Origin of the sequence: Vibrio sp. 10N.247.311.47 (assembly GCF_041467535.1) — a bacterium.
GTDB lineage: Bacteria > Pseudomonadota > Gammaproteobacteria > Enterobacterales > Vibrionaceae > Vibrio > Vibrio crassostreae_C.
Genome location: NZ_JBFSUR010000033.1, coordinates 41,657 through 67,337 on the forward strand (window position 1 = coordinate 41,657; position 25,681 = coordinate 67,337).

Genomic DNA, 25,681 nt, shown 5'->3' on the forward strand with positions numbered 1-25,681 from the left:
GGTATTGTTTTATAGAAATTTTATATGCGAGCGACAAAAAGTGAATATTAGAATACGTTATGCTGGCTAGAGCTAACAAAGTGATTATTGATAGATGGGTCATGATGGGTATCAGTCGTTCCAATCGCATTGAGCCTTTGATGCTGCTAAATACACAGTTAGGATGTGGCAAGATTTAGTTTAACCATTGGAACTTAGCGTCTCCATGTAGGGCATCATTATATTTGTCATTCTGCAACGCTTAGCATACTTCCAGAGCTTCCCCTGATCTAGTTTGTTGGCTCGTTTTGCTTCTGTAAGTGCTTCAATCGCAACATCAATACCGATCTTGTTGCGGAACTTAAAGCAATCAACAATCGTCCGTTCAACGTCCGTAACCAAAACAGGGACACCATCAACTTGTGTTGAGATAACTCCATAGTCCTCAGTCTCCCTGTTGCGAACAATTCGAATGCTTGGATAGTCAATCTTGGGTGCTCTATCATCCTTTTTGATGCAGAGCCATAGTTGGAAAGGTGCTTGTGTGGTGAGGTTGTGGTATCTGAGAGCCGATAGAAGGCAGATAACACCATTTTTCGCTCTGGCACTGACTTCTGCAAAAGAATGCATCTCAGACTCTTCTCGACCTATATAACCGTAGAGTCCTCTCTGTAGTTTTTCTATGTGACCCTTTTCCACAGCGCGAGATAGGGCGGCACGCGTTATGTTGAATTTTGCTGCGTCCGAGGTCGTAAATATGGATAGTTCTTTGAGCTTTGCTAGATGTGATGGCTTCATGCTGGTCGATACGTTTTGTCATACTTTGTATTCATTATATGGCAAAACGTATCATTTTCTACTTTCCCTTTAACGGAATTTAGCCTTGGTATCAGTCAGGTTTTCTGCTTTGACGAATCTCTTTCCTGACACGGGTTTAAAGTTCGTTTTCTATTGGGGGTATGTAAAAACGTAGTGCTGTGTAGTATCGAAATTTTGAGCGTGGCTAAATGTGCTTTGAACTACCAATTTAGTTGGCTTCACCTCTGGTAGCTCATGTTCAGAGAGTGCCTTATTTTTGATATACCGACAAAACCCGCGCTCACCATGACCTCCATCGGAGTAAACCCATCGAGTTTTGCATTGCGCATATTTACCCAGCCATATTTGATTTCTGGATTATACGGGTAGAGCATGCTTAGGTGTTTGTGGATCGCCAATAGGTTGATAACTCGCTCGTGTGAATCCCGCCCCTTAGGGATACCTGTAGTCCCAGCCTCCATTGCTCGTAACCTGTTGCTGTTCGTTAGGCCTATACCGAGCAGCGAACACTGAGTAGTACGTGAGATATGCCAGTAGCCAAACAACTTCATCACGGCTTTTGCTAGCGTTACAGACGTATTTTTGTTCAGCCTCTTAGACATACTGACACCTCTTGAGTTACAAATGATACAGCTTGCTCACCAGTTTAGCGGGTCGAACATCATTGCGTGCATTAGTCTATCATCACAGTCAAGGGCGGCCGCCATGTTTCTCTCAATCATTTGTGACGTCCTCCTTCGTCAGAGCTAGCAAAATACTGAGCTGGTCGTCATCAGGGTCGATGTCACCGTTAACTACACGCCTAGCTATAACCCACAGAATTCGGTCACTAGAAACCCCTAAAGCGTCGGCTTTGGCAGCCAGCATCATGTCAAAATTCACCACGCAAATCTCCATAAAAGACTGTATTCTTATACAGTATGATAGGGGTAAATTGTTGCGTGTTCAATGATCTCAATTCGCTACAGACACAACTATCGACTAATAACTCTGACCCCATCAGGCATCGTAGGTAAGTCAGCGATCACTGGAGACTGTATTCCAGCGCTTCTACGGGATGGAGAGAGACACTTCCCCCCCCCTACTTAGGTTCAATAGATGCTGGTCTATGCCTCAACCACAGGCGAGTCAAGCTTCTAGGCTTAGTTGCATGGTCGGCTGAAAGTGACGGGCTTGGTACGTGGTATGACATACCTGCAAGTAGTTATGTAGTTGGCATTTATCTACACTGCGGGTACTACGTGGTGCTAAAAGACGGAGCACTCATAATTTTTGATTAGTCTTCGTTCGAAGTTGATGGGCAACTGTCCTATGTAGCTAAATGTGACCACTTTCAGGGATGAGTATTTGACCTATTTTTCTAACCAGTGAAGTTGCGTGGCTATTCACCACAATTTATCACTACATGGTGAATTCATCATCTCATAGTGAATTATGATGAACTATTGTTATCTTCCGTTCAGATCATGCAGATATTTAGGTTGAATTGAGGAAAGAGCTAAATAAGAAATGTCCAAAAGCTTCTTACGTGGAGTTGCGGTTGCATGAGAAGCATCTATGATGCAACCGAGGATTGCTTGCTTATATCGCAGAGCGCTTGATAACACCCAAATGCCGAGAAATGCTTTGTTCGACTTAATGGTGTAGTTGAGAATTTCGGGGTGGTTTTCTCAGGTTTTGCCTAAAGAAAGGGGCTTTTGTTGAGAAGTTCATTAGCCCGTTGGTATTGCTGGTCTCTCTCATGATTCATAAAAATAAAAGTTAATTATTGAACCTTTTGAACCACCCGAACCGCTAGTTAACGAAGACTAGTCAATCACCCGAATAAAAAAAGGCTCACATTTCTGTGAGCCTTTGTCGTATTTAGGAGAGTCCAAATCAATGGACTGTGTCATGGCTAATGTCAAGCAAGCGGTAAGTCTGCAACCACCTGATTGAACGTGATACGAGCATTCTGAGCTTGCTCAGATAACTCGATCTTTTTCGCTTGTGCGGCACTAAGATTACTCTCGGCCTGCTCAAGTGCTTGTTGTAGGTTCTCTGGTAACTCGTGAGTTTCCATTTGTGAACCTTGTTCTAACACATAAGCGCGAATTTCTTTCTTCACTGCGGCAAGTTCTGTGTAAGCAACACGCTCAAGTTCTGCGGCTTCTTGTGCTGCATCTCTTTCTTTCTCAAACTGAGCCAACGCCATACCTTCAGCAGACCAAGGGTCCATGTCTGGCAGTTCTTCGATGTTGATCGTTGGCTCGATATACGCATCTTGATGGCGTAGGTCGAGGTTAGTCGCACGAACCGCTGAAATCATCAGCATCACAGAGATAGCAAGCAGTGGTAAGCCACCAACAATCGCCGCCGTTTGTAGCGTACTTAGACCGCCTAAGAACATTAGAATCGTTGGTAAGAACGACAGAGTAAATGCCCAGAACATACGGTTCCAGCGCATTGGCTCTTCGGTCACGTTATTTTGTACAACAGACGCTAGGATGTATGAGATAGAGTCAAATGTTGTTGCCGTGAAAATGATACACAGCATTGTAAATACAGCGATAACCAGCGTGCTCATTGGCAATTGTGCAAGCATCGAGAAGATAGCTTTGGTTGCGCCTTCCGCATTCAAAATGGCAACGACATCTAGCTCACCAGAAAGCTGCAGTGATAGGCCGTAGTTACCTAAGATCATGAAGAACAGGAAACAACCTAGAGAACCAAAGAAGATCGACCCTGACACCATTTGTTTGATGGTTCTGCCGCGAGAGATACGCGCAACAAACAGACCCATACTCGGTGCAAATACTAGCCACCATGCCCAGTAGAAAATCGTCCAGTCTTGTGGGAAGTGAGTGTTTTCGAATGTACCGTAACCACCAAATGGTTCAGCCCACGTTGCCATCACGAAGAAGTTAGACAGTAGACGACCAATTGAGTCTAAGCCTGTTTCTAACATGAAGATTGTTGGACCCGCGATCAGAACGAAAGCCAGTAGACCCATCGCACCCCAGAAGTTGATGTTACTTAGGATCTTGATGCCTTTTTCCAATCCAGCATAAGATGAGTAAGCAAAAATCGCAGTACACACTAAAAGCACCATCACTTGCGTTAGGTTATTTTTAGGTAGACCAAATAGGTGATTTAGACCTTCAGTGATCAGAGGAGCGGCTAAACCTAATGTTGTTGCAGCGCCGCCTAATAGACCGAAAATGAATAGGATATCAACGATCTTTCCTGGTACGCCTTTACTACGGTGTTCACCAAGAACAGGCATTAATGCGCTTGAAATCTTTAGAACAGGTTGTTTACGTACGTAGAAGAAGTAAGCGATAGGAATTGCCGGGATTAGGTAGATAGACCATGCGATTGGTCCCCAGTGGAATAGGCCGTAGGTCGCAGCCCAGCGTACTGCTTCTTCACTGCCAGGTTCTAGTTGGAAAGGCGGTGATTGGTAGTAGTAAGCCCACTCAATACAGCCCCAATACAAGATACTTGCACCGATACCGCCACAAAATAGCATGGCAGCCCATGATGCAGTTTTAAACTCAGGCTCTTCATCAGCTTCGCCCAGTTTAATTTGTCCCATATCACTGAATACTACGTACACCATAAATGCACAGGCTGCGAGACCTAGAGCAAGATACAGGAATCCGAGTTGATCAGTCATGAATGTTTTCGCAACCGCAATCCAGTCTGCGCCCTGTGCAGGGAACAAAATGAGCGGGAAAACTATCGTGAGTAGGAGTGCTATAGCACCAAAAAAGGTTGGCTTATCGATAAGCTCAAAAGTGTTTTTCACGAGTATTATTCCATTAAAATGAGAGCGGAATTATGGAATGAACTCGTTTTTTAGACCTAATCGGGTCTATTGTCGTAACGATAAATCGCTTTTATTCTAGAGAATGCGATAGGTTGGCAAGGCTAAATGAGTGCGAGAAGAATACCGCCTACGGTTGCCGCTGCGGACAGGTATTGCCCCGCTGAATAAGAACCATCATCTTCTTCTTCAATCTTATCTGGGTGATCCATACCCAAGGCACCATGAGCGAATGACTCAACTTTATCGGTAACTGTCGCGTTTTCTGCTTCGACTTTCTTCGCTTCTTTATCAATTTCTTTTAGGGCAGATAAGAGTGCTTTGCCTTCATCAGAAAGCCTAACCGTATTTTGCTCAACCTTAAGCGGTGTCGGCTTTTCAGCTTCGTTAGCTGAACTCTTAGCGTTCATCTGCGAAGGCGAATACAGCTGAGTATTACTCGTTCCTACTGGCGTCATATAGCTCTCCTTACCTATCCTTAAATATAGTATCGGCAGAGGTGTGAAAAACTTGTGCAATTAATCATCGATAGTGATGTTTTTTATTCGCACATTACATTTTCGTCTGCTTGGTTAAATCGTCTATTTACTAAGCAAGTCTTGTGCCGATAAGAATGTTTGATTTTAGATAGAGTTAGGATGAATGACGGGAACGTGATCAAGTTGTGACGATGGGCTAATTATCTAGGATTAGCCCATCGACTCTTTAGCTTAGAAGAGTGGATCAACAGATCCTACTCACACTCTAGGCTAGCGCTACGTTTTGACAGATGCTTGTATGCCTTCATTCGGTTCTCTTTTTTTACAAAGCGAGCCGGCGGCGAAAGCACTTCAAGCTGATAATCACCGCTATCCGATGAGATCGCTTCAACCGGGCTGATGATGGCGATTTTTAAATCAGGGTTACGACGTAGAATTGATGCCGCCGTCCCTAAACCACCCTCGGTGTGGAACTTGCCAGCCACGTGAATCACTTGTTTATCAGGGTTTGATGCTAGGTAATCCACAATCGACTCAGCCATGGTTTCGTCCCAGGTAACCTGAGCGGCAAACTGCTTTTCTGTTTGCTCTGGCGTACCGTGATGCATAGAAGCCATGAACTTTTCTTTGTAAGGGCTATCGCCAGTATCCACTTCGGCAGCAATCCATTGGCGTTGCTCGGTCGATAATTGGTCTAGGTAAGGCAATCCTTTACGGCCAATACACTGCACGAATGGCTTTGGTGCATTTGCCGCAATAACATCGACGTCGTTGGCTTTTGCGAACTCAACTAACGCGCGGTAATCACTTTCGTAATTTGGCCAAGCTGCCGCTTGAGACATGAGAATTTGTTCGCCAATTTCGCCGTTTAAGTATTGGTCAAGTGTGGCTTGGTGCTCTCGAGTGAACTGTTCCATTGAAAGCGCAATGTTTGATGTTGCGTTGCGGCGCGCTTTTAAGAAGTCGGTTTGGAAGCGGTGAATGGCAGAATGCGTGTGCCATTCGCCAATTAGAACCACATCAGCGTCAATCAGCTGCTCGGGTAATGCATCGAGAGAAAGTGTTTCGCCTTGTGGAGAAGCGAACTGGTAGTCATAGAATGTGGAAACGGATTCCGTTTGAGCCACTTTTTGAGAAGTGTCTTTTGCAGGTTGACTAGCACAAGCCGTGAGAAGAGTAGCTAATCCGATAAGAATAATACGTTGCATGAAATGCCTCCTTGAAGAACACGCATACTAAAGGAGGCAAGATAAGATTTCAATGCAAACGATAATCAATATCAATTAAATTTATTTGCGGTACACTCGCAGCATAAAGTCAGCTTCACAGTTGAATTGCTCTGCCTCGGTGAGTTGTAGTTTAAACTCTTCACTCGCCTTCCAAGCAAACGGCGTCATCTGTAGCAGGTCGAATGCATCTGACCCCGATAGTTCCATCATATAGTTTAGTTGCTCTTGATGCTCAAGCGTAAAACCTTCGATCACTTCTGGATCTTCGTCGTGCAAGCGAACGCCATCATAAATTGCATCACGCAGTTGATACAGGTGTCGGCTAGCTGGTGTCACGGTGATCACCACACCATTATCTTTGATGGTGCGTTGTAACTCTTCAGCCTTGCAAGGCGCGTAAATGCGTAGAATTCCGTCTAAGCTGTTTTCAGCAAAGGGTAGGCGATGGCTTGATGCAACTGAGAAGTCGACAGCAGGGTAGCGTTTAGCGGCGTATTTGATAGCAATCTTAGAAATGTCTAGGCCAAAAGTAGCCCCTTTCTTTTCTTGAAGATTCACAGCAATTTCGTTGGTGTAATAACCTTCGCCACAACCAATATCCAATAGGCTAGGCGTCTCTTCTGGTAGATAGCGAGAACACAACGTCACCACCGCTTGGCGCATTGGGTCATAGTGGTTACCTTCAAGGAAGCGACGACGTGCCTGCATCATCTCTTTGTTGTCACCTGGATCTTTTGAGCGTTTGTGGTGCGCAGGCATCAAATTGACGTAGCCTTCTTTCGCTAGGTCGAACTGATGGTTCTTTTCACACTTAAACGTACGATCGTTTTGAGATAAAGGTTGGTGACACAAAGGGCATTGGTAAGTCATGGAGACCTCTAAAGGAGAATAGACAGCGCAAGTGTAACGAGCTAAAACCAAAAAGTAAAAGAGCGACATAAAGCCGCTCAAAAATCGTTTTTTATAACTGTATTTATACGGTTATTGGGCACTAATCACAGTGATCAGTTGGTGGTTTTCACCCGGCCGGAGTGTTTTACCGGCTTCTAGGCTTGGCGCGTGCAGTGTTGATTCTATGCACATCATAGTTAGGTAACCATCGTCTTGCATGTCGCCCATACTTGCAGCGCCTTCTGCCCACGGGTTCCACAGTACTGCAGAGTTATGACCGTGGTTTTCAACTGTTAGCGTGCGATCCAGCTTCTTGTCAGCAACAAAGATTTGCGCTTCTGGTTGCGTGTAAACGCGGTCAATCGTGTCGGTCAGTACCAGTTCAGATCCACCTTGGCAGTTCTTGCCACCTTGCAGGCTATCAATGTACTCAGCACCCATACCAGTGGTGGTTGTGTTGTGGATATCGCCAACGTTTAGGTAAGTGTGTAGTGCACCAGAGAAAGTCCATGGCTGAGAATCAGTGTTCTTCACGTCCAGCGTTACTTTTAGTTGTTCGCCGATCTCAACATTCAAGCGAGCATCAAACTGATGAGGCCATACTGCTAGCGTCTCTTCGCTTGGCTTCAGACCTAAGCTAACAATCACACCAGCTTCGCTTTCACGGTGTTCAACCAATTGCCATTCACTTGAACGGGCAAAACCATGTGCTGGTGCTGCAATGCGACCAAACCAAGGCCAACATACTGGAATACCACCACGCAGAGCCGTTTTACCATCGAACTTAGCTTGTTGGCTCATCCAAATTAGGTCTTCTTGACCTTGCGGTTGGAATGACACCACATGGCCGCCAAACAGTGAAATCGCTGCGTTTGCTTTATCGTGGATAACGCGAACCAGTTTTACACCTTCGTGTTCAACGATAGTGACGTTGTCAGAAAGTACCGCCAGTGCAGGTAGAGTAGATAAATCCATTACATGATCCTTCTAAGGAAATTGAATTCAAATGCTGACTAGAGTGATGCTTGTGTTTTCATGAGTAACAAGCAGAGTCAGTATTAGAATTGAATTTTGCGTTTGGGCTATCTTGATGAGCTTAGACAGACGCGGTTTAAAAGATAGCAGGCATTAAAAAGGCGACACTAAGGTCGCCTTTTTCAAAGTCTGCTCAAAACAGTCTTCGCTAATGCTTATCTAAAGCGATTTCTAAAAAGAAATTACTTAGAGATGTGAGCGATTAGGTCTAGAACTTTGTTTGAGTAACCGATTTCGTTGTCGTACCAAGATACAACTTTAACGAATTTGTCAGTTAGAGCAACACCAGCTTTAGCATCGAATACTGAAGTTTGAACTTCACCGATGAAATCTTGTGATACTACTTGGTCTTCAGTGTAACCAAGAACGCCAGCCATTTCGCCTTCAGAAGCTTCTTTCATTGCAGCACAAATTTCTTCGTAAGATGCAGCTTCTTTTAGGTTAACTGTTAGGTCAACTACAGATACGTTAGCAGTTGGTACACGGAAAGCCATACCAGTTAGAAGGCCGTTTAGTTCTGGAAGAACAACGCCTACAGCTTTAGCAGCACCAGTTGAAGATGGGATGATGTTTTGAGAAGCACCACGGCCACCGCGCCAGTCTTTAGCAGAAGGGCCATCTACAGTTTTTTGAGTTGCTGTAGTAGCGTGAACTGTAGTCATAAGACCAGACTCAATGCCCCACTTATCGTTAAGTACTTTAGCGATAGGTGCAAGACAGTTAGTAGTACAAGAAGCGTTAGAAACGATGTCTTGACCAGCGTAAGATGCTTGGTTAACGCCCATTACGAACATTGGAGTTGCATCTTTAGAAGGACCAGTAAGAACTACTTTCTTAGCGCCAGCAGTGATGTGCTTACGTGCAGTCTCGTCAGTTAGGAAAAGACCAGTTGCTTCAGCAACTACGTCTACGTCGATAGCATCCCACTTAAGGTCTTCTGGGTTACGCTCAGCTGTAACACGTACAGTTTTACCGTTAACGATTAGGTTACCGCCTTCAACTTCAACAGTACCGTTGAAACGGCCGTGAGTTGAGTCGTACTTAAGCATGTATGCCATGTACTCTACGTCGATTAGATCGTTAATACCTACTACTTCGATGTCTGCACGCTCTTGAGCTGCGCGGAATACGAAACGGCCGATACGGCCAAAACCGTTAATACCTACTTTGATAGTCATTGTAGTTGCTCCACAACTTAATTTCTGATTAAAGATAACTGGTAGTAAAATTACAGAATCCAGTATACATCTGCAATAGATAATCCGACTTAACTTGTTTAATGTCAAAAAAAAGCGACGCTTTTCTTAACAATTGGGTGTAAGTGATTGAAAATTGACCATTGCAAGTGGCTCTGTACCCTTCCAGTTGGGTAAAATACCCCTAAATGATGATTCACTTATGAGTGTATATGTACAATGTTTCCTGGTGAGAAAGTATGTGCTACAAAACGACTCATATGCAAGCCTTTATAGAAAAAAGTAAATATAATAACTGAGAATGTGGAGAGATATTAACGTGATTCAAAAGGGAGGAAATATGATAAAGCCTGATGAATACTGGCGTGAGCGCCTAACGGACGACGAATTTTCAGTGTGTCGTGAGCGTGGTACTGAAGCCCCATATAGCGGCAAGTTACTGCACAACCATAAGACTGGCGTCTATAGCTGCACATGCTGTGAAAGCCCTTTGTTTCTGTCGGATAACAAATATGACTCTGGGTGTGGTTGGCCAAGCTTTGATGCCCCAGTGAATGATGAAGCAGTACGCTATATAGAAGATCTAAGTCACGGAATGAAGCGTGTAGAGATCCGTTGTACCGCCTGTGATAGCCATTTAGGTCACGTTTTTCCAGATGGCCCGAAGACCACAGGTGAACGGTTCTGTGTTAATTCAGTGTCGTTAATTTTCAACAAAAATGACGAAAGTACGAAATAACTTGTAACTATTGTCTAATCCTTACAGGTCGCATTTGTCGATTTAGGAATGCTGAAACGCCCAAGATTTCAGATTTAACTCTAGTACAAATAAAAACAGCTACCAAAAAGGTAGCTGTTTTTATTTGAAAGCAGGTGAATAAGAAGCTTAAGTAAGAACACTATAAATGAAGCGATCAGTAACTCGGGACGATTGAAGGGCTGTAAATTCCATCCTCAATCGCTTCGACGATGTTATCTGCGTCTTTATTTAGCTTCTTATAGGTTGCCTTGTCGAAATGGTACAACACCGTGAGCTCGGCTTCAGAAGCAATCGGCACGTCAAAGTCTTTGGCAACCATTGCCCAAACGTACGCTTTTTCCATATGTCCCAGGCTGTGGTTGATACTGGCCATCGACTTGAAGATTTCAGTGTTGGCTACCGAGCCATTAGAAAGCGTTAGCGCATTATTGAGTAGCTTAAGTGTCTTTATATGATTGCGGGTGGTATAGAAGGTTGCCAAGGCATATTGCATCTCAGCTGTGTTTAACGCTTCAGAGCCTTCTAGTTGTAGGAAACTGCGTCTGGCATTGGTGTCCCCAGTTTGCGACCACAAGAAGTAAAGCGTTTCCGGTGTATCAGATTTCGATAGCTCATCAACAATGCGCTCAGACTCTTCGATACTGTGCATTAAAGAGGTAAAGCGACGCTCTTGCAGCTTAGATTGATCGATCGTTTCGATCTGTGCCGCGAGCTCTAGGCACTTTTTGTAGGCAGTGACTAATTCGAATTCTTTAATTTTGTTGATTTCGGTGGGTTGCTTCTGAACTTCAAATCGATGCCAGATGAGGTCGGTACGTGCGACACGACATTGCCCATCGTTCATGTTCAATTGTTCACACTGAAGACCCGGGTTGCTTTGGCACAGTTGATCGGTATTTTTGTTCCCTTCAAGACACCCAACCAGAGTGAAAGGCAATAGGCTAATCGCCAACCATTTCATAATTTTCATATTCCTTCACTTGTGATCAGATGCACTTATTATTGGTCAGGTTCTTGACTCAATTCTGTTACGGGTTATTTTCTGGTGAAAATTGTTAAAACTAAGGCTTTACCATGGATGCAGAACAACTTCTTAGCGCAATGACACCCGAGGTCTACGAACGTTTAACCTACGCAGTTGAAACGGGTAAATGGCCAGAAGGTACGGTGCTCTCAAAAGAACAGCGCGACTCGTGTATGCAAGCGGTTATGTTATATCAATCTAAACATAACTCTGAAGCTCAACATATGACGATTGCAGCTGGTGGTGAGATTAGCTTTAAATCTAAGTCTGAACTAAAGAAACAGTTTAAGTCAGATCAAGAAGACATTGTTAGGGTTAACCCGAATCATTAAGCTTAAATTACAACAAAGGGGTGGCAATGTGCCACCCCTTTTAGTTTAACTCGTTTATTTATAAGCAATAAAACGATTTAGTTTACGTTAAGCCGCCGTTACTTTCATAGAATAATTGGGTTTAACGTGAATCCTTGAACCGGTTATAAGCTCATCTCACCGCGCAACACTTGTTGCATCTGAGTCTTCACTTCTTCGTAGCCTAGGTTTTGGCTTAATAGATAATGCAATTTCGCCAGTGCCGCTTCTGGTGTCATATCGTAACCACTGACAACGCCCGCTTCTGCTAGTGCACAACCTGTCGCGTAACCACCCATGTTGACTTTGCCAGCCAAACATTGAGTTAGGTTCACAACAATCACACCGCGCTCTGAGGCATCTTTCAGGTGCTGAAGCAGTTCTGGGTTTTGTGGTGCGTTACCCACACCAAAAGTAAGCAGAATCATCGCGTTAACAGGTTGTAATAGCGTGTTACGGATAACTTCGTGTGAGATGCCTGGGTACATTGTGATTACGCCGATAGGTTGCGGAGTAATGTTATGAACCTTGAAAGCACCTTCAGGTTGTTCGTTTACCTTTACGTTATTGCTAAGTTGGATATTGATACCCGCTTCTAGCAAAGGATTCAGGTTTGGAGACGTAAACGCATTGAAGCCATCTGCGTGTGATTTAGTGCTTCGGTTACCACGCATCAACTTGTTGTTGAAGAACAGTGTCACTTCGTTGATTGGGTAGTTTGCCGCAATGTGTAGCGCATTCAGCAGGTTTGCTTGTCCGTCTGAACGAAGCTCTGCTAATGGGATCTGAGAGCCCGTAACAATCACAGGTTTGCCGAGGTTTTCAAGCATGAAAGACAGTGCTGAGGCAGTGTAAGCCATAGTGTCTGTGCCATGCAGGATAACGAAACCATCGTACTTATCGTAGTTCGCGCGAATGTCATCAGCGATAGTCTGCCAATCAAGTGGCGTCATATCTGAAGAGTCCATTAATGGAGAGTATTCGTGAATGGTGTACTCAGGCATCTCTGGGCGATGGAATTCAGGCATGCCAGCTAGCTGCTTATCCATGAAACCTGCGACAGGAACATAGCCGTGGTCAATAGACTTCTGCATGCCAATTGTGCCGCCGGTGTACGCGATATAGATGTGTTTTCTTTCCATGGCGATTAATACTTAGTGTGATGTAGGGAACAGGGGGGCGATTATAGCGAATTATCATGCAATAAAAAGAGGCACCTCACACAGAGGTACCCCTTAGTCATTGAGTTATTGGCTCAACTTATTGAACTTGGCAATTTAAGCAGAAAGCGTATCGGCCTTGTGGGTCGTTAAAGCTGCCTAACAGCTGGCTATCTTGAGCTAACTGCTGAGTAACAGGCTGTAAACTGCTTGGTATCATCGATTGAATATCTAGGCCTATCGACATCTGAACTTGGTTCATAAATTCTTGAATAAATTGTTCAGTGGCCGAAAGTGGCTCTTCTACCCAGTAGATGTTGTAGCTTTCAAGCTCTGCAAGTGAAGCCGCAGCTGCAACCGCATCATCGAAATCACCAATCTCATCGACTAAGCCTTTCTGAATCGCATCTTGACCTGTCCAAACTCGACCTTGAGCAATCTTGTCGACAGCATCGACTTCCAGACCGCGATTTTCTCCAACTAGGCTGATGAATCGGCGGTATCCGTTTTCAATGCCCATTTGGAACGCGTCTTTCGCGCCATCGCTAAGTCCAGTTGTAATACCAAGACCTGAGAAAGGTGAGGTGCCAACGCCATCAGTGTAAACACCAATATCGTTCAACCCTTTTTCGAAGGTGGTGATAACACTGAAGATACCAATTGAACCCGTTAGTGTGGTTGGCTGAGCTAGGATCTTATCCGCACCCATCGAGATCCAGTAACCACCCGAAGCAGCAAGGCTCGACATCGACACAACAACCGGTTTACCCGCTTGCTTGATCGCTTCTATTTCATTACGGATAACTTCAGAAGCAAAGGCACTGCCACCTGGGCTATCGACACGAAGTACAACCGCTTTCACTTTATCGTCGTTACGTGCTTGGCGCAGTAGGGCTGCTGTGGTATCGCCGCCAACGGTGCCACGTGGTTGCTTGCCATCCATAATTGCGCCGCTCGCTACAATCACGGCAACGTCGTGTGATTCACTAGTCATGTTTGGAAGCATGGTTGTACGGTATTCGTAGTAACCAAACGCGTTGTAGCTGTCTTGGCCGTCACTGCCGAAAACATCGGCAAGCTCTAGTCGAACTTGCTGGCGTGTCGCTAGCTCATCCACTAAGCCAAGTTTCTCGGCCAGTTTTGCAATGTCACCGTCCACAGACTCAAGTTCTTTCAAGAAGGTGTCCATGCTTGGGTTCAGTGTCTTAGCGTCTATTTGACGGTTGTTGCTGACGTCATCAACGTACGCACCCCATAGTTGGCTTAACCAACGAGAAGCGGACTCTTTCGCTGCGTCTGACATGTCATCACGAATGAAAGGCTCAATAGCTGACTTATAAGTGCCCACACGGAACACGTGCGTGTTTACGTCTAGTTTCTCTAACAACGTTTTGTAGTAAAGCGAGTAAGCGCTATAGCCTTTAAGAAGAACCCCACCATCTGGTGATAGGAAGACCTTAGTTGCGTAGCTGGCTAGGTAGTATTGGCTTTGATTGTAAAAGTCACCCACCGCATAAATCGGTTTGCCTGTTGCTTTGAACTCATTCAATGCTTTAGCAATGTAGCGTAGCTTGGTCAGGTTGGTTTCTGGCAGCTCTTTGAGAGCTAAAACGATACCAGTAACCTTGTCATCGTCTTTTGCGTAGCGAATCGTTTCAACGATATCAAACAGGATGTTCTCTTTTGGAAGGTCTTTGCCAAGTAGTGAACCTGTGACCGAATCCATCGGATTGATATAGCGGCTTTGTTCCACAATAGGGCCAGACAGATTAAGCACTAAAGCCGAATCCTGAGGAACCGTCGGTTGAGCCGTATCTGAATGGAAGTACACAAAGTAGATGATGGCGATACTGAGTAAAAAGACTAGGTTAACCAGCGCAAGACGTACAAACGTAATGAGCTTCCAAATCCCTTTAAAGAACATGCCTATAAATTTGAATATTTTTTTCATTCTGTCTCCGCAGTGAGATCACGTCGCTTTAACAAGCCGTAGTACCATTAATCTCAATAATATGAACTGCTTAGTATCCTACGATAATTCCCAAGCTCAAACTACACCAAGAATTGTTAATCGATATATATTCTCATTAAGTGTAGTCAAATTAAGGGCTTCTGAACGATTAATACGTGCAGCATTATGATCGGTGTTACAAAAATGTAAACGGTTGTTTGAACTTTTGGTAATTGAACTATACTGTGGTCAGACCACAAGGATAAAATAATAGAAGTGATGTCTGCCATGTACCCACATTTACTTGAACCACTCGATCTTGGATTTACTCAGTTACGTAACCGTGTATTGATGGGATCAATGCACACAGGTTTAGAAGAAAATAAAGAAGGTCTCCACAAACTCGCCGCGTTTTATGAAGAGCGAGCAAAAGGAGGCGTTGGCCTTATTGTTACCGGTGGTTTCTCTCCTAATTTACGTGGCAGATTAACCCCATTCAGTGCTGAATTCAGTAAAGTAAAGCACGCTAAAGCGCACCAAGTTGTTACCGAAGCCGTCCACAAGCACGGCGGTAAAATTGCGCTTCAACTATTGCATGCTGGTCGTTATGCGATGCACCCATTCGCGCAAAGTGCGTCTGGCATTAAAGCGCCTATCGCCAAGTTCGCTCCGAGTGAGATGAGCCCTCGCCAAATTAAAAAGACCATTGGTGCCTTTGCCAACAGTGCCGAACTCGCCCAAGTCGCGGGTTACGACGGCATTGAGATTATGGGATCTGAAGGTTACTTGATTAACCAATTCATCTGTAAACGTACCAATATGCGTTACGACGAATGGGGCGGTTCTTATGAGAAGCGCATGCGTTTCCCGCTGGAGATTGTTAAATCGATTCGCGAAGCAGTGGGTGACGACTTCATTATTATTTTCCGACTGTCGATGCTGGATTTGGTTGAGCAAGGCAGCACCTTTGAAGATGTTGTTCTATTGGCTCAAAAGCTGGAAGAAGCAGGCGTGACTATTATCAATACCGGCATCGGTTGGCATGAAGCGCGTGTTCCGACTATCGCGACACAAGTACCACGTGGTGCATTCTCTTGGGTGACGGAAAAAGTGAAACCATACGTGTCGATCCCAGTGGTGACATGTAACCGAATTAATACGCCAGAAGAGGCCGAACGTATTCTTAGCTCTGGGCAGGCTGATATGGTGTCTATGGCGCGTCCATTCTTGGCAGACCCGGATTTTGTTAATAAAGCAGCTCAAGACCAAGCTCAGTTCATCAATACCTGTATCGGTTGTAACCAAGCTTGCCTTGATAACGTGTTTAAAGGTAAACGTGCGAGCTGTTTGGTGAACCCACGCGCTTGTTACGAGACTGAAATTGTTGTTCAGCCAGCGCAAGCGACTAAGACCATTGCGGTTGTTGGCGCAGGCCCAGCCGGTTTAGCTTGTGCGACGACACTAGCCCAGCGTGGACACAAGGTTGACTTGATTGAGAAAAATGACCGTATCGGCGGCCAGTTTAGATTAGCAATGCAGATACCGGGCAAAGAAGAGTTCAGAGAAACGATTCGTTATTTTGCTAACCAAATCGATGCATCCGGCGTGAATCTGAAACTGGATACGGAAGCAACGTTTGAGATGTTGTTGAAGTACGATGAAGTGGTGATGGCTGCTGGCGTAGAGCCAAGAAAGCTCGATATTGAGGGCATTGACCAAGAAAACGTGGTCGATTACCAAACCTTGATTCGCGAAAAGACACCAGTAGGCGAAAAGGTCGCGATTGTTGGTGCTGGTGGTATCGGTGTCGATGTGGCAACCATGCTCACCGAGCCGGCGTCACACAGCCTAGATGATTGGCTGCATGAGTGGGGCATCGATAAGAACATGGAACACCCAGGTGGTTTGTATCCTTACCCGGATTCATTCAGCGATAAAACGGTGTGGGTGATGCAGCGTAAAGCGGGTCGTGTTGGTAAAGGTCCGGGCAAAACTACAGGCTGGATTCACAAACGCACACTAGAAAAACGCGGTGTTAATCTACTGGGTGGCGTGAGCTACAACAAGATTGATGACCAAGGTCTGCATATCAGCGTTGGTAAGAAAGAGCAGGTGCTGGATGCTGACTCGGTTATCGTATGTGCAGGTCAGGTGTCAGTTCGTCCATTCGAAGACATGTGGCAAGAGTTTGGTGGCAAACTGCATGTGATAGGCGGCGCCGATTACGCGGGTGAATTGGATGCAGTACGCGCAATTCGTCAAGGTGTTGAGCTAGCGATTAAGTTATAGAATCAGCTATCAAACTGTAATCTTATCAGTAGATATTGTTACTTAATTTGCTGAGTTAGATTTTGAACAAGGCTCCTAAGTCATAGATTTAGGAGCCTTTATTGTTTCTAATCTAGCCTAAATGGACAGCCGTTGAGATTTATTATCGTTTGTATTCTGTGCTAAAGTTCAAGTATACAAATAATAAAGAAATAGTAAGGACTTCAAATGGATGCTTTGGATCTATTGCTCAACAGACGCTCAATCGCAAAACTCTCTGATCCGGCACCTGAAGGTGTGGCGTTAGAAAACATCATCAAAGCAGGGCTGCGTGCTCCAGACCACGGTGCACTAACACCATGGCGCTTTGTTATCGCGCAAGGTTCAGGCCTACAAAAGCTTTCAGACATCTTGGTGCGCGCCGCTGAAGCGGATGACAGCGAAGAAGCGGTTATCGAGAAAGTAAAAAAAGCGCCGTTCCGAGCTCCGATGGTGATTACTGTGATTGCCAAAGTAACTGAGCACGAGAAAGTGCCTGCTATCGAACAACATCTGTCTGCGGGTTGTGCTGCACAGGCGATGCAAATGGCCGCAGTCGCACAAGGTTTCCAAGGCTTTTGGCGCTCAGGTAAATGGATGTTCCACCCAGAAGTACACCAAGCATTTGGCCTAGAAGGCGACGATGAAATTGTTGGTTTCCTATACCTAGGCACTCCTGGCTGTACACCAATGAAAGTGCCAGAGCGCGACTTCTCTAAGTTTGTTGAGTTCTTATAAAGAAAGCAGAAGCTTGAATAGTGGAATGCTAACTGTATAAACAACCAGTTTTTCTTGATTTATTAGAGCCACATTAGATAATGTGGCTCTAATTGTTTGTAGCATCTGGAAAAACATGTCTCGCCTTATTATTGCTGAAAAACCAAGCCTCGGCCGCGCGATTGCCGCCGCACTCCCTAATCCACAAAAGAAAGACCAAGGGTTTATCAAATGTGGCAATGGGGATGTGGTGACTTGGTGTATTGGACACTTATTGGAGCAGGTTGAGCCGGATGCTTATGACGACCGTTATAAGAAGTGGAATTTAGCCGATCTTCCTATCGTGCCGGAGCAATGGCAGCTAAGACCGCGTAAGACTTCAAGCAAACAGCTCACGGTGATCCGAAAGCTATTGAAGGACGCCACTCAAATTGTTCACGCCGGAGACCCGGATAGAGAAGGGCAGTTGCTGGTTGATGAAGTGATTGATTACTGCAAAGTCTCTAAGGCTAAGAAAGAGTCGATGGACAGGCTACTGATCAGCGACTTGAACTTACCTGCCGTAAAACGTGCACTTTCTCAAATGCGCAGCAACCGTGACTTTATTCCGCTTTCTATTTCCGCATTAGCGCGCTCTAGAGCCGATTGGCTGTATGGCATGAACATGACTCGTGCTTATACCTTGCTGGGTCAAAAGGCTGGCTACCAAGGTGTGTTGTCGGTCGGGCGAGTACAAACGCCTGTACTTGGTTTGGTGGTAAGGCGCGATGAAGAGATCGAAAACTTTATTCCGAAAGATTACTTCACTTTGCACGCTTTGATCCCTTATCAAAATCACGGCCAGAGCTTTGATATTCGTGCGCGTTGGAAGCCAAGCGAAGCATGTAAACCATGGCAAGATGAAGAAGGGCGCGTGCTCAATCGAAAGCTGGTTGAGAATGTGGCTAACCGAATTGCGAATCAACCCGCGACGGTGACGGAATCAGAGCAAAAGCAAAGTAAACAAGCTGCGCCACTGCCTTACTCGCTGTCAGCTTTGCAGATTGATGCGTCTAAGCGTTTTGGTATGAGTGCTCAGCAGGTGTTAGACACGTGTCAGTCATTGTACGAGAAACACAAACTCATCACTTACCCACGTTCTGATAGCCGCTATTTGCCTAAAGAGCACTACTCACAGCGAGAGTCGATCGTAGACGCTATCGCTAACAATGCCAAAGAGCTGCAAAGTGGTGCTCAAGGTGCGGATCTTTCTCTTAAATCCAAAGCATGGAACGACAGTAAGGTCGATGCTCACCACGCAATAATTCCAACACCGAAGAAATCATCGGTGAACGGCCTGTCTGCCAACGAGATGAAAATCTATCAGCAAATCGCTCGCCAGTATCTAATGCAGTTCTACCCACCTGCCGTTTTTGCCGATGCTAAGCTGGTCTTTGATATAGCTGGTGGCGTGTTCATTGCGAAAGGACGTCAGCTTATCAACCCCGGCTGGAAGGTGTTGATGGGCAAAACAGACACCGAAGAGAAAGGCGATGGCACGGATACGGTTCCACCGTTGGAGAAAGGAACCGTGTTGACGTGTCGTGAAGGCGTGATTGGTGATAAGAAAACGGAACCACCAAAGCACTTCACGGAAGCGACGTTGCTTCAAGCGATGACAGGTATCGCGCGTTTTGTTGCTAACAAAGACCTCAAAGCCATTTTGAAAGAGACCGATGGCCTTGGTACTGAAGCAACCCGTGCAGGCATTCTAGATACCCTTTTCAAAAGACAACTGCTAACGCGCCAAGGTAAGAGTATTCATAGTAGCCCTGCGGGCAGAGGCTTGATTCATGCTTTACCTGAGGACTCTACCTTCCCAGACATGACGGCACACTGGGAGCACCAGCTGCAAGGCATGGCAGAACGAAATCAAGCTTATCAGCCTTTCATGCAAGCGTTAGAAAGCAAGATTGATGGTTTGATGGGCAAGGTAAAAACCGGCGAAGTTCCTGAGTCTCTACGTCATCTTCCTAAAGTCGAAAGACCAGCTTTTAAACGCCGTAAAGGCGGTGGTGCGAAGAAGTCTTATGCCAAGACAGGTACGTATGCTAAGAAAGGTACTTCCGCTAAGAAGGGCACTAAAAGCTAAGATTTATTGAGGTTAGGATTAACGTCCGACTTTACGGCCACAACGTTTAAACAGCTGCTGCCAATAGTCGACATGGCGACGAGTTGATGCTCGAAAAGCTTGATGTGCATCTTGAATGGGAAAGTAATAACTGTGCAGTTCAGGTTGCGCGTCAAACATTCCTAGTTGCGGGGCTAATTGCTGATAGTAGCCATCCAGCTGCGCCATGTAGGGCTGAACCTTGCCTATGTATTGTTGCTCGAATACATTGTTGAGATAACGAAACTTAGTGGTGTCTCGCTGCTTGCCGCAGATGATGTTGCCATCAAAAGTAGTGAGTTGCTTAGTAATGGTATCTAGCTCTGCCGAAGCACGAGCCAGCGAATAGTATAAATCTCCGAGCGTTGAACTCTTCTCTAGTACTTCTTGAACCTCAGTGGTTTTGCCGGAAACGAGCGGAACGTTTAACGCTTGATTGATATGTTGTAAGGCATCAACGGTTTGTCTTACCTGATCGCCAATATCAGCGCGTAACCACTGACTACCCCGCATTTGTGACTGCATCGCATCACTGGCATAGATGAGATTCCATTGGTGCAGCGGAAACTGTGTGAGCTTCTGCTGCTCGATTTTATTGAGTAATTCTACGATCTCTGGGTCTAATTCAGTACTGGATAAACACTTGCCTAAGCCTTCAAGTAGCGCGACTTGATAATCGTAGTTACGAAACTCATCTGCGACCTTGCCTAGAACCGAATTTCTTTCTGCTATCAGATTGAACAGTCTACACTGACGAAGCTGATAGCTGTCGATGAGACCGATAGAGAGTGAGGGCACGTCAAGCAGCAGTTCTCGTTTTCTCGGTAGGCTTTCAAACTCCCAATCCTCTTTGAGTTCTTCAGCATCTTGTACTCTAGCGACCTTAGTTTGATAGTCGTCGAATAAGTCGCCGGGGCCATTACTGAAACAGCCAGTTAGCATCACTGTTAGACAAAACAGCGTTGAGTGCTTAACTAGGTTTGAGAGAGAGCCTGCATTCATCTGTGGATTACCAGTCTATTTCGTTGCCATCGAAATTGAAGAAGTGACCACTTACTCCGGTATTCGCGGACTCGATGACTTTAATAAGGCCGGAAGCTGAAGTGTTGGTATCGATCAGAGCATTAGGGCCACCCATTTCGGTCTGTACCCAGCCTGGATGCAGTGCTAACACCGTAAAGCCATTATCGGTTAAGTCGTTGCTTAAGCTATTAACCACGGAGTTTAGAGCGGCTTTAGAGGAGCGATAGATATAACCTCCGCCTGAGGTGTTCTCGGTCATGCTGCCGACTCTAGAGGATAAACAAGCGACCTTTTTGATATGGCTGCCTTCTAGTAGAGGCAATAGCGTTTCGACAAGCTTGAGTGGGGCAATAGTGTTAACTTCGAATACACGACGCCACTCTTCAACATCGGTATTACCTAGCCCATAGCCTTTAGGGCCATAGTAGCCAGCGTTGTTGATCAAGATATCAATCGACTCTATTTGCGAAGGGAGTTGGCTTACTGCTTGGTAATCGGTTATCTCTAATTGAATACAGGTAAGGTTGGTGTTGTGGTCTGTGAGTGAGAGCAGTTCTTTTGCTGAATTGTCATCACGATAAGTCGCGTACACCTTGTGATTACTTTCCAAGTATTGTCGAGTCAGGCTTAAGCCAATGCCGCGGTTCGCTCCAGTAATAAAAATAACGCTCATGGTGATTCCTTTTCAGTTCAATTAGTTAAGTTTGATGGCTTAACACGAGAAAATCAACGCTCCACCAACTGGCCATTAGCATTCCTACAAAAATCATTACTGCTGCCGCTGAGCCGCAGATCACCCCAAAGATGAGTATTACGTTTTTCATTATGGTCTCTACTTTATAATTAATAACAATGATAACCATTATCATTAATTAAGGTTGTCGCCAAGTTTGAGGCTGTTATGATTTTGAGAAAGATACGCAATTAGCCTGATTATGATTCCTTTAATTTACCACCCAATCTATTCACAGTTACCTTTACCAGAAGGTCATCGCTACCCAATCAACAAATATCAGTTGTTGCATAGTGCTGTTGAGGCGCTGATGAATAGCGAACCTCGATGGAAGTGCAAGTTTGAAGTGTGCCAACCAACGCCGGTTTCGGTTGAGCAAGTAAAACAGGTACATGATAGCGAATATGTTGATTTGCTCGTGTCTGGTAAGTTACCTGCAGCAAAGATGAGACGTATCGGTTTCCCGTGGAGCGAGCAACTTATCGAAAGAACACTCTACTCAAGTGGTGGAACCTGCTTGGCCGCTGAAATGGCAATAGAGACTGGTTTAGCGATTCATTTGAGTGGTGGTTATCATCATGCGCATCATGATTTTGGAAGTGGCTTTTGTTTGTTGAACGATTTGGTTTTAGCGGCAAAACACGCGCTGACCTTTGAACATATCGATAAAGTGCTGATCGTTGATAGCGACGTTCATCATGGTGATGGCACAGCAACTCTTTGCCAAGACAACGACGACATCATTACTCTGTCATTCCACTGCGACAAAAACTTTCCTGCACGAAAACCGCTGTCTGATTTAGATGTACCGTTAAGTCGTGAAACAGAAGATGAAGAGTTCTTACGTTGTTTTGAACAAGTCACTAAGTTAGCGATTGCTCACCATCAACCTGATCTGATTATTTATGATGCGGGGATCGATATCCATCAAGACGATGAATTGGGTTACTTGAATGTCTCGACACAAGGGATATTCGAGCGCGACTGTTTGATGATTGAATTAGCGAAATCAGAGTCTATTTCGATGGCATGCGTAGTCGGTGGCGGGTACCGCACTAAACACCAAGATCTGGTGCCGATTCACATGCAGCTGTTAAAAGCGGCTTATCATGTTTACGGTTAACCTCTCAAATTAGCGCCTGATAGCTCATTGAAATGATGGTGTGAAATAAGCGAATCCTGTACCATAAAAGACACGCTTGCACCATTTTGATTCATATAAAGTGCTTTTTTATTAATTAGTTACGTATTTGTGTGATTAATTGTGGTCTGTAAATTGCTTTACCCATGTGTCTATAAAAACACAAGGGATAAAAATGAACCTGACGGACAAGGAACGTAGTTGGCTTAATTGGTTTGGCGCAACAGGAAAACTGGCTATGCGCAGAGCTTGTTTCCTCAATAGAAGTAGGACGGAAGAGCTTGAACAAGCTTTTGAAAGTATTGCTCACACGCGAGTTCAACTTCTTCATAATTGGGTCAAGAATCAATGGGATTTTTTAGAAGACTCTGCGGTTTATTTAGCTAGTCGCACGGAAGAACAAGCTCAGGGGACGTTAGCTAGCCTTCTTAAACGCAGTACGGATTTATCTGAGTTGGCGATCGTCGATGCTAAGGGGATAGCACAAGCATCGAGTTATCATGAGCATGTCGGGGTTACTCTTGGAGATAAGAAGGCTTTAGTTGAAGGGGCTTCAAAGCGTTATCTTCATGGGCCGTATATGGATCAACGCACGTTGAACGTGGGAGCGTCGAGTTCATCGTTTCATGACCAAGTGACGCTGATGTTTTATGTTCCCTTTTCTCGGGATGAAGGGGTGCAGCAATTCCTATGTGGTCGTGTTCCAAATGATGTTATTGGTGACATTATTCAGAGAGAAGCGGGGCATATTTATAGCGAGTCGGGTGATAACTATATCTTTATGGTCGACTCCATTCATGATCCTCATACTCAGCCGGGTGTTGCGCTCTCTCGTTCTCGCTTTGAAGATAATACCTTTTCACACGGCGAGAACTTAAAGCAAGGGATTCATACTGATTGGGGAACGGTTAAGATCCAGCACCACACCGAATTTGAGATTCGCTTTACAGACCCAGCCACTAATCAGCTTCACCCAGGCGTAAGAGAAACCATTAAAAATGGCAATAACTTGTTTATTGGTTATCCGGGGTATTCTGACTATCGCCACATACCCGTTATTGGCAAAGGTATCACTTTTCAATTGGATGGTTCACCAGATACCTTTGGCATGATGTGTGAGTCCGATTTAGAAGAGGTCTACAGAGACCGAAGTCTAAGTTATACCTTATCTAAGCACTTTATCAGCTGCATGCTACTGCCTCTATTTGTTCCATTACTGTTTGCCAACCTTTATACACTCACACCTTTTATGCAGAGTGGCATTATGTTCGCTTGCGCGTTGCTTTCATTGGGCTTATTCCGTTTAGTTAGCGCCAAACCACTAGCGAAGAAGATTCATGAAATGACCGGGGTAATGCAGACCTTAGCCGAAGGTGATGGCAACTTAAGTCGGAGACTTGATCCCACCACATTCAGTCATAATGAACTTGGCAACTTAGGGCGCTGGACTAACAGTTTTATCGACAATTTAGATAACACGGTGAGTGAGTTGATCCATGCGAGTCACGAAGTTAGAGAGGTTTCGGAATCGATGTTTCGTCGCAGTGTCGTGATGAAGCAAACCAGTGATGATGCATCACAAGCATTAAGCAATATGCTTCAGTTGAGTCAGTATCAACAGAGCGAAATTACTCATGCGAGTGTCTCAGCAACGCAAATGGACACGGTGATGAAGCAAGCCGTCCTGAGCGCAGAGAAGGAGTACAATCAGTCCGTCGAAGGCATGGAGATTGTTCGCAATATCGTAGAAAGCTCGGCGCATAGCGTGAATGAGGTGAATAATGAAATGACTAAGGTGTCTGACATTATAGATATCATTACTGACATTACCGCGCAGACTAACCTTTTGGCCTTGAATGCGGCCATTGAGTCGGCAAGAGCAGGTGAACACGGGAGAGGGTTCTCTGTCGTCGCTTCTGAAGTAAGAACTCTGGCTGACCGAACTTCACAAGCTGCTAACCATATTAGTGACCTAATGAAAGAGCTGCATAGTAAGTCTCACAGTGCTGTTGAGTCTATGGAGCGAGGCGTGGAGAATGTGAGTAAGGGAAACTTAACAGTAGACTCAAACACCCGCAGTGAACAAATTCAAGCAGCGGTGAGTGACCTCTTTACCACGATGTCTAATCTAGATGAGAACAGTCAGAAAAACGGACAAACGGCAGATAAAGCCCAACGTTCAATATCTGACTTACAACTGTCTACTAAGCAACTCGCACGTCGAGTTTCTTTGATGGGCAATGCATTGAGCCGCTTAGACCAATTGATTGGACGCTTTGAAGTGAGCCGAAAGGTGGCGTAGTAGAAACTACGTAAGCTCTTTACGTAAACGCCAGATACAAAAAAGCCGCTGATTTCTCAGCGGCTTTCTTTAATGTGGTGGAGGGATAGGGATTTGAACCCTAGAACCGCTATTAACGGTTGCCGGTTTTCAAGACCGGTGCTTTCGACCACTCAGCCATCCCTCCAGTGGCGCGTATAATATAAGGGTGGCTTTCGCTTGTAAATACCCTTATTAACTGACTGCTTTTTTTATGAACGCTTTTTGGTATTTTTGTTCTGAATGATTATTTATTGTTCGGTTTATTAAGAAGCCGACAAAATCTAATATTCAATAAGCCAAGTATTCCCAACTTTTGTTATACGTGAAGTGTTTCTGTGCTATTAAAAAAGAAAGTATCTAATTGGCTTGCAGGTAAAGTTATGAGGGGAGTGGCTTAGGCATAAGAACTTTCAGCTAGGGACTTTTAACTAAGAGCTTTTAACTTAGAACTCTGAGCTCGGAATTTAAAACTAGGCATAAAGTGAATAGGCTTAAAATGAGGGTGGGTAGAGTCTTGTTAGATGAGCTTTATATTTTAAAAAGCTTCAGATGCAAAAAAGCCGCTGATTTCTCAGCGGCTTTCTTTAATGTGGTGGAGGGATAGGGA

The 25,681-nt window shown here is 45.0% G+C and carries 20 protein-coding genes, 1 tRNA gene and 1 pseudogene; 7 read left to right on the forward strand and 15 right to left on the reverse strand.

Annotated elements, in window-relative coordinates; translation table 11 throughout:
• Nucleotides 1-180 precede the first annotated feature (180 nt).
• From AB6E51_RS19370 to gap, 9 genes and pseudogenes are all read right to left on the reverse strand, one after another.
• Nucleotides 181-609: a transcriptional regulator gene (locus tag AB6E51_RS19370; protein WP_372058230.1), complete on the reverse strand. Its 429-nt coding sequence runs from the start codon at nt 607-609 to the stop codon at nt 181-183.
• 36 nt (nt 610-645) lie between these two features.
• Nucleotides 646-777, reverse strand: a pseudogene (locus tag AB6E51_RS19375) (type IV toxin-antitoxin system AbiEi family antitoxin domain-containing protein); the annotation flags it as partial.
• A 239-nt stretch (nt 778-1,016) separates the two neighbouring features.
• Nucleotides 1,017-1,400 carry a hypothetical protein gene (locus AB6E51_RS19380; protein WP_372058208.1) on the reverse strand — a complete coding sequence of 128 codons (384 nt, stop codon included), beginning with the start codon at nt 1,398-1,400 and terminating at the stop codon, nt 1,017-1,019.
• 1,301 nt (nt 1,401-2,701) lie between these two features.
• Entirely contained in the window at nt 2,702-4,588 is a 1,887-nt protein-coding gene (locus tag AB6E51_RS19385) for a BCCT family transporter (RefSeq protein WP_017063436.1), read from the reverse strand.
• A 122-nt stretch (nt 4,589-4,710) separates the two neighbouring features.
• The gene (locus AB6E51_RS19390; RefSeq protein WP_017059386.1) at nt 4,711-5,064 is read right to left on the reverse strand and encodes a hypothetical protein; all 354 of its coding nucleotides are present in this window, start codon (nt 5,062-5,064) and stop codon (nt 4,711-4,713) included.
• 275 nt (nt 5,065-5,339) lie between these two features.
• Nucleotides 5,340-6,293, reverse strand: a complete 954-nt coding sequence (locus tag AB6E51_RS19395) for a ChaN family lipoprotein (protein WP_017059385.1) — start codon at nt 6,291-6,293, stop codon at nt 5,340-5,342.
• 81 nt (nt 6,294-6,374) lie between these two features.
• Nucleotides 6,375-7,184: a 23S rRNA (guanine(745)-N(1))-methyltransferase gene (gene rlmA, locus AB6E51_RS19400; RefSeq protein WP_372058207.1), complete on the reverse strand. Its 810-nt coding sequence runs from the start codon at nt 7,182-7,184 to the stop codon at nt 6,375-6,377.
• A 111-nt stretch (nt 7,185-7,295) separates the two neighbouring features.
• Nucleotides 7,296-8,180, reverse strand: coding sequence for a D-hexose-6-phosphate mutarotase (locus AB6E51_RS19405; protein WP_372058206.1), 885 nt, complete (start codon nt 8,178-8,180; stop codon nt 7,296-7,298).
• 242 nt (nt 8,181-8,422) lie between these two features.
• Nucleotides 8,423-9,418 carry a type I glyceraldehyde-3-phosphate dehydrogenase gene (gene gap / locus AB6E51_RS19410; RefSeq protein ID WP_017059382.1) on the reverse strand — a complete coding sequence of 332 codons (996 nt, stop codon included), beginning with the start codon at nt 9,416-9,418 and terminating at the stop codon, nt 8,423-8,425.
• Nucleotides 9,419-9,737: 319 nt separating this feature from the next.
• On the opposite strand from gap, the gene msrB reads away from it, so the two are divergent.
• Nucleotides 9,738-10,175 carry a peptide-methionine (R)-S-oxide reductase MsrB gene (gene msrB / locus AB6E51_RS19415; protein ID WP_080582205.1) on the forward strand — a complete coding sequence of 146 codons (438 nt, stop codon included), beginning with the start codon at nt 9,738-9,740 and terminating at the stop codon, nt 10,173-10,175.
• A 175-nt stretch (nt 10,176-10,350) separates the two neighbouring features.
• On the opposite strand, the gene AB6E51_RS19420 is transcribed toward msrB, so the two are convergent.
• Nucleotides 10,351-11,157, reverse strand: coding sequence for a DUF2989 domain-containing protein (locus AB6E51_RS19420; protein ID WP_017059380.1), 807 nt, complete (start codon nt 11,155-11,157; stop codon nt 10,351-10,353).
• Between the two features lie 113 nt (nt 11,158-11,270).
• Between AB6E51_RS19420 and AB6E51_RS19425 the strand changes: the two genes are divergently transcribed.
• On the forward strand, nt 11,271-11,552 hold the full coding sequence (locus AB6E51_RS19425; protein WP_081230086.1) for a YeaC family protein: 282 nt from the start codon (nt 11,271-11,273) through the stop codon (nt 11,550-11,552).
• Between the two features lie 143 nt (nt 11,553-11,695).
• On the opposite strand, the gene ansA is transcribed toward AB6E51_RS19425, so the two are convergent.
• Nucleotides 11,696-12,712, reverse strand: coding sequence for an asparaginase (ansA, locus tag AB6E51_RS19430; RefSeq protein WP_048611533.1), 1,017 nt, complete (start codon nt 12,710-12,712; stop codon nt 11,696-11,698).
• 118 nt (nt 12,713-12,830) lie between these two features.
• The gene (sppA, locus tag AB6E51_RS19435) at nt 12,831-14,681 is read right to left on the reverse strand and encodes a signal peptide peptidase SppA (protein ID WP_029235699.1); all 1,851 of its coding nucleotides are present in this window, start codon (nt 14,679-14,681) and stop codon (nt 12,831-12,833) included.
• Nucleotides 14,682-14,960: 279 nt separating this feature from the next.
• Here sppA and AB6E51_RS19440 point away from each other — a divergent pair, with 279 nt between their 5' ends.
• The 3 genes from AB6E51_RS19440 to AB6E51_RS19450 all read left to right on the forward strand — a co-directional run bounded on the left by AB6E51_RS19440 (nt 14,961) and on the right by AB6E51_RS19450 (nt 19,836).
• Nucleotides 14,961-16,970: an NADPH-dependent 2,4-dienoyl-CoA reductase gene (locus AB6E51_RS19440; RefSeq protein WP_170967980.1), complete on the forward strand. Its 2,010-nt coding sequence runs from the start codon at nt 14,961-14,963 to the stop codon at nt 16,968-16,970.
• A gap of 207 nt (nt 16,971-17,177) precedes the next feature.
• Nucleotides 17,178-17,726 carry an NAD(P)H nitroreductase gene (locus AB6E51_RS19445; RefSeq protein WP_017059376.1) on the forward strand — a complete coding sequence of 183 codons (549 nt, stop codon included), beginning with the start codon at nt 17,178-17,180 and terminating at the stop codon, nt 17,724-17,726.
• A 115-nt stretch (nt 17,727-17,841) separates the two neighbouring features.
• Entirely contained in the window at nt 17,842-19,836 is a 1,995-nt protein-coding gene (locus tag AB6E51_RS19450) for a DNA topoisomerase III (protein WP_371725113.1), read from the forward strand.
• Between the two features lie 18 nt (nt 19,837-19,854).
• Here the strand turns inward: AB6E51_RS19450 and AB6E51_RS19455 are convergent, their stop codons facing one another.
• Both AB6E51_RS19455 and AB6E51_RS19460 read right to left on the reverse strand, forming a co-directional pair.
• Nucleotides 19,855-20,856, reverse strand: a complete 1,002-nt coding sequence (locus AB6E51_RS19455) for a DUF3080 domain-containing protein (protein WP_372058205.1) — start codon at nt 20,854-20,856, stop codon at nt 19,855-19,857.
• 7 nt (nt 20,857-20,863) lie between these two features.
• Nucleotides 20,864-21,550 carry an SDR family oxidoreductase gene (locus tag AB6E51_RS19460; RefSeq protein ID WP_372058204.1) on the reverse strand — a complete coding sequence of 229 codons (687 nt, stop codon included), beginning with the start codon at nt 21,548-21,550 and terminating at the stop codon, nt 20,864-20,866.
• A 262-nt stretch (nt 21,551-21,812) separates the two neighbouring features.
• Here AB6E51_RS19460 and AB6E51_RS19465 point away from each other — a divergent pair, with 262 nt between their 5' ends.
• A complete protein-coding gene (locus AB6E51_RS19465; RefSeq protein WP_372058203.1) occupies nt 21,813-22,733 on the forward strand; it encodes a histone deacetylase in 921 nt (306 codons plus the stop codon).
• A 193-nt stretch (nt 22,734-22,926) separates the two neighbouring features.
• On the forward strand, nt 22,927-25,053 hold the full coding sequence (locus AB6E51_RS19470) for a methyl-accepting chemotaxis protein (RefSeq protein WP_372058202.1): 2,127 nt from the start codon (nt 22,927-22,929) through the stop codon (nt 25,051-25,053).
• A gap of 75 nt (nt 25,054-25,128) precedes the next feature.
• Here the strand turns inward: AB6E51_RS19470 and AB6E51_RS19475 are convergent.
• Nucleotides 25,129-25,219 (reverse strand) — tRNA-Ser (locus tag AB6E51_RS19475).
• Nucleotides 25,220-25,681: the final 462 nt, after the last annotated feature.

Bases quoted from the DNA above. Each gene is read 5' to 3' on its own strand.
- gap (WP_017059382.1), bottom strand. From the start codon at position 9,418: ATGACTATCAAAGTAGGTATTAACGGTTTTGGCCGTATCGGCCGTTTC.
- AB6E51_RS19445 (WP_017059376.1), top strand. From the start codon at position 17,178: ATGGATGCTTTGGATCTATTGCTCAACAGACGCTCAATCGCAAAACTC.
- AB6E51_RS19450 (WP_371725113.1), top strand. From the start codon at position 17,842: ATGTCTCGCCTTATTATTGCTGAAAAACCAAGCCTCGGCCGCGCGATT.
- AB6E51_RS19455 (WP_372058205.1), bottom strand. From the start codon at position 20,856: ATGAATGCAGGCTCTCTCTCAAACCTAGTTAAGCACTCAACGCTGTTT.
- AB6E51_RS19425 (WP_081230086.1), top strand. From the start codon at position 11,271: ATGGATGCAGAACAACTTCTTAGCGCAATGACACCCGAGGTCTACGAA.
- AB6E51_RS19390 (WP_017059386.1), bottom strand. From the start codon at position 5,064: ATGACGCCAGTAGGAACGAGTAATACTCAGCTGTATTCGCCTTCGCAG.
- AB6E51_RS19470 (WP_372058202.1), top strand. From the start codon at position 22,927: ATGAACCTGACGGACAAGGAACGTAGTTGGCTTAATTGGTTTGGCGCA.
- AB6E51_RS19460 (WP_372058204.1), bottom strand. From the start codon at position 21,550: ATGAGCGTTATTTTTATTACTGGAGCGAACCGCGGCATTGGCTTAAGC.
- rlmA (WP_372058207.1), bottom strand. From the start codon at position 7,184: ATGACTTACCAATGCCCTTTGTGTCACCAACCTTTATCTCAAAACGAT.
- AB6E51_RS19380 (WP_372058208.1), bottom strand. From the start codon at position 1,400: ATGTCTAAGAGGCTGAACAAAAATACGTCTGTAACGCTAGCAAAAGCC.
- AB6E51_RS19420 (WP_017059380.1), bottom strand. From the start codon at position 11,157: ATGAAATGGTTGGCGATTAGCCTATTGCCTTTCACTCTGGTTGGGTGT.
- AB6E51_RS19395 (WP_017059385.1), bottom strand. From the start codon at position 6,293: ATGCAACGTATTATTCTTATCGGATTAGCTACTCTTCTCACGGCTTGT.
- AB6E51_RS19440 (WP_170967980.1), top strand. From the start codon at position 14,961: ATGTCTGCCATGTACCCACATTTACTTGAACCACTCGATCTTGGATTT.
- ansA (WP_048611533.1), bottom strand. From the start codon at position 12,712: ATGGAAAGAAAACACATCTATATCGCGTACACCGGCGGCACAATTGGC.
- AB6E51_RS19370 (WP_372058230.1), bottom strand. From the start codon at position 609: ATGCATTCTTTTGCAGAAGTCAGTGCCAGAGCGAAAAATGGTGTTATC.
- AB6E51_RS19405 (WP_372058206.1), bottom strand. From the start codon at position 8,180: ATGGATTTATCTACTCTACCTGCACTGGCGGTACTTTCTGACAACGTC.
- msrB (WP_080582205.1), top strand. From the start codon at position 9,738: ATGTGGAGAGATATTAACGTGATTCAAAAGGGAGGAAATATGATAAAG.
- AB6E51_RS19465 (WP_372058203.1), top strand. From the start codon at position 21,813: ATGATTCCTTTAATTTACCACCCAATCTATTCACAGTTACCTTTACCA.
- sppA (WP_029235699.1), bottom strand. From the start codon at position 14,681: ATGAAAAAAATATTCAAATTTATAGGCATGTTCTTTAAAGGGATTTGG.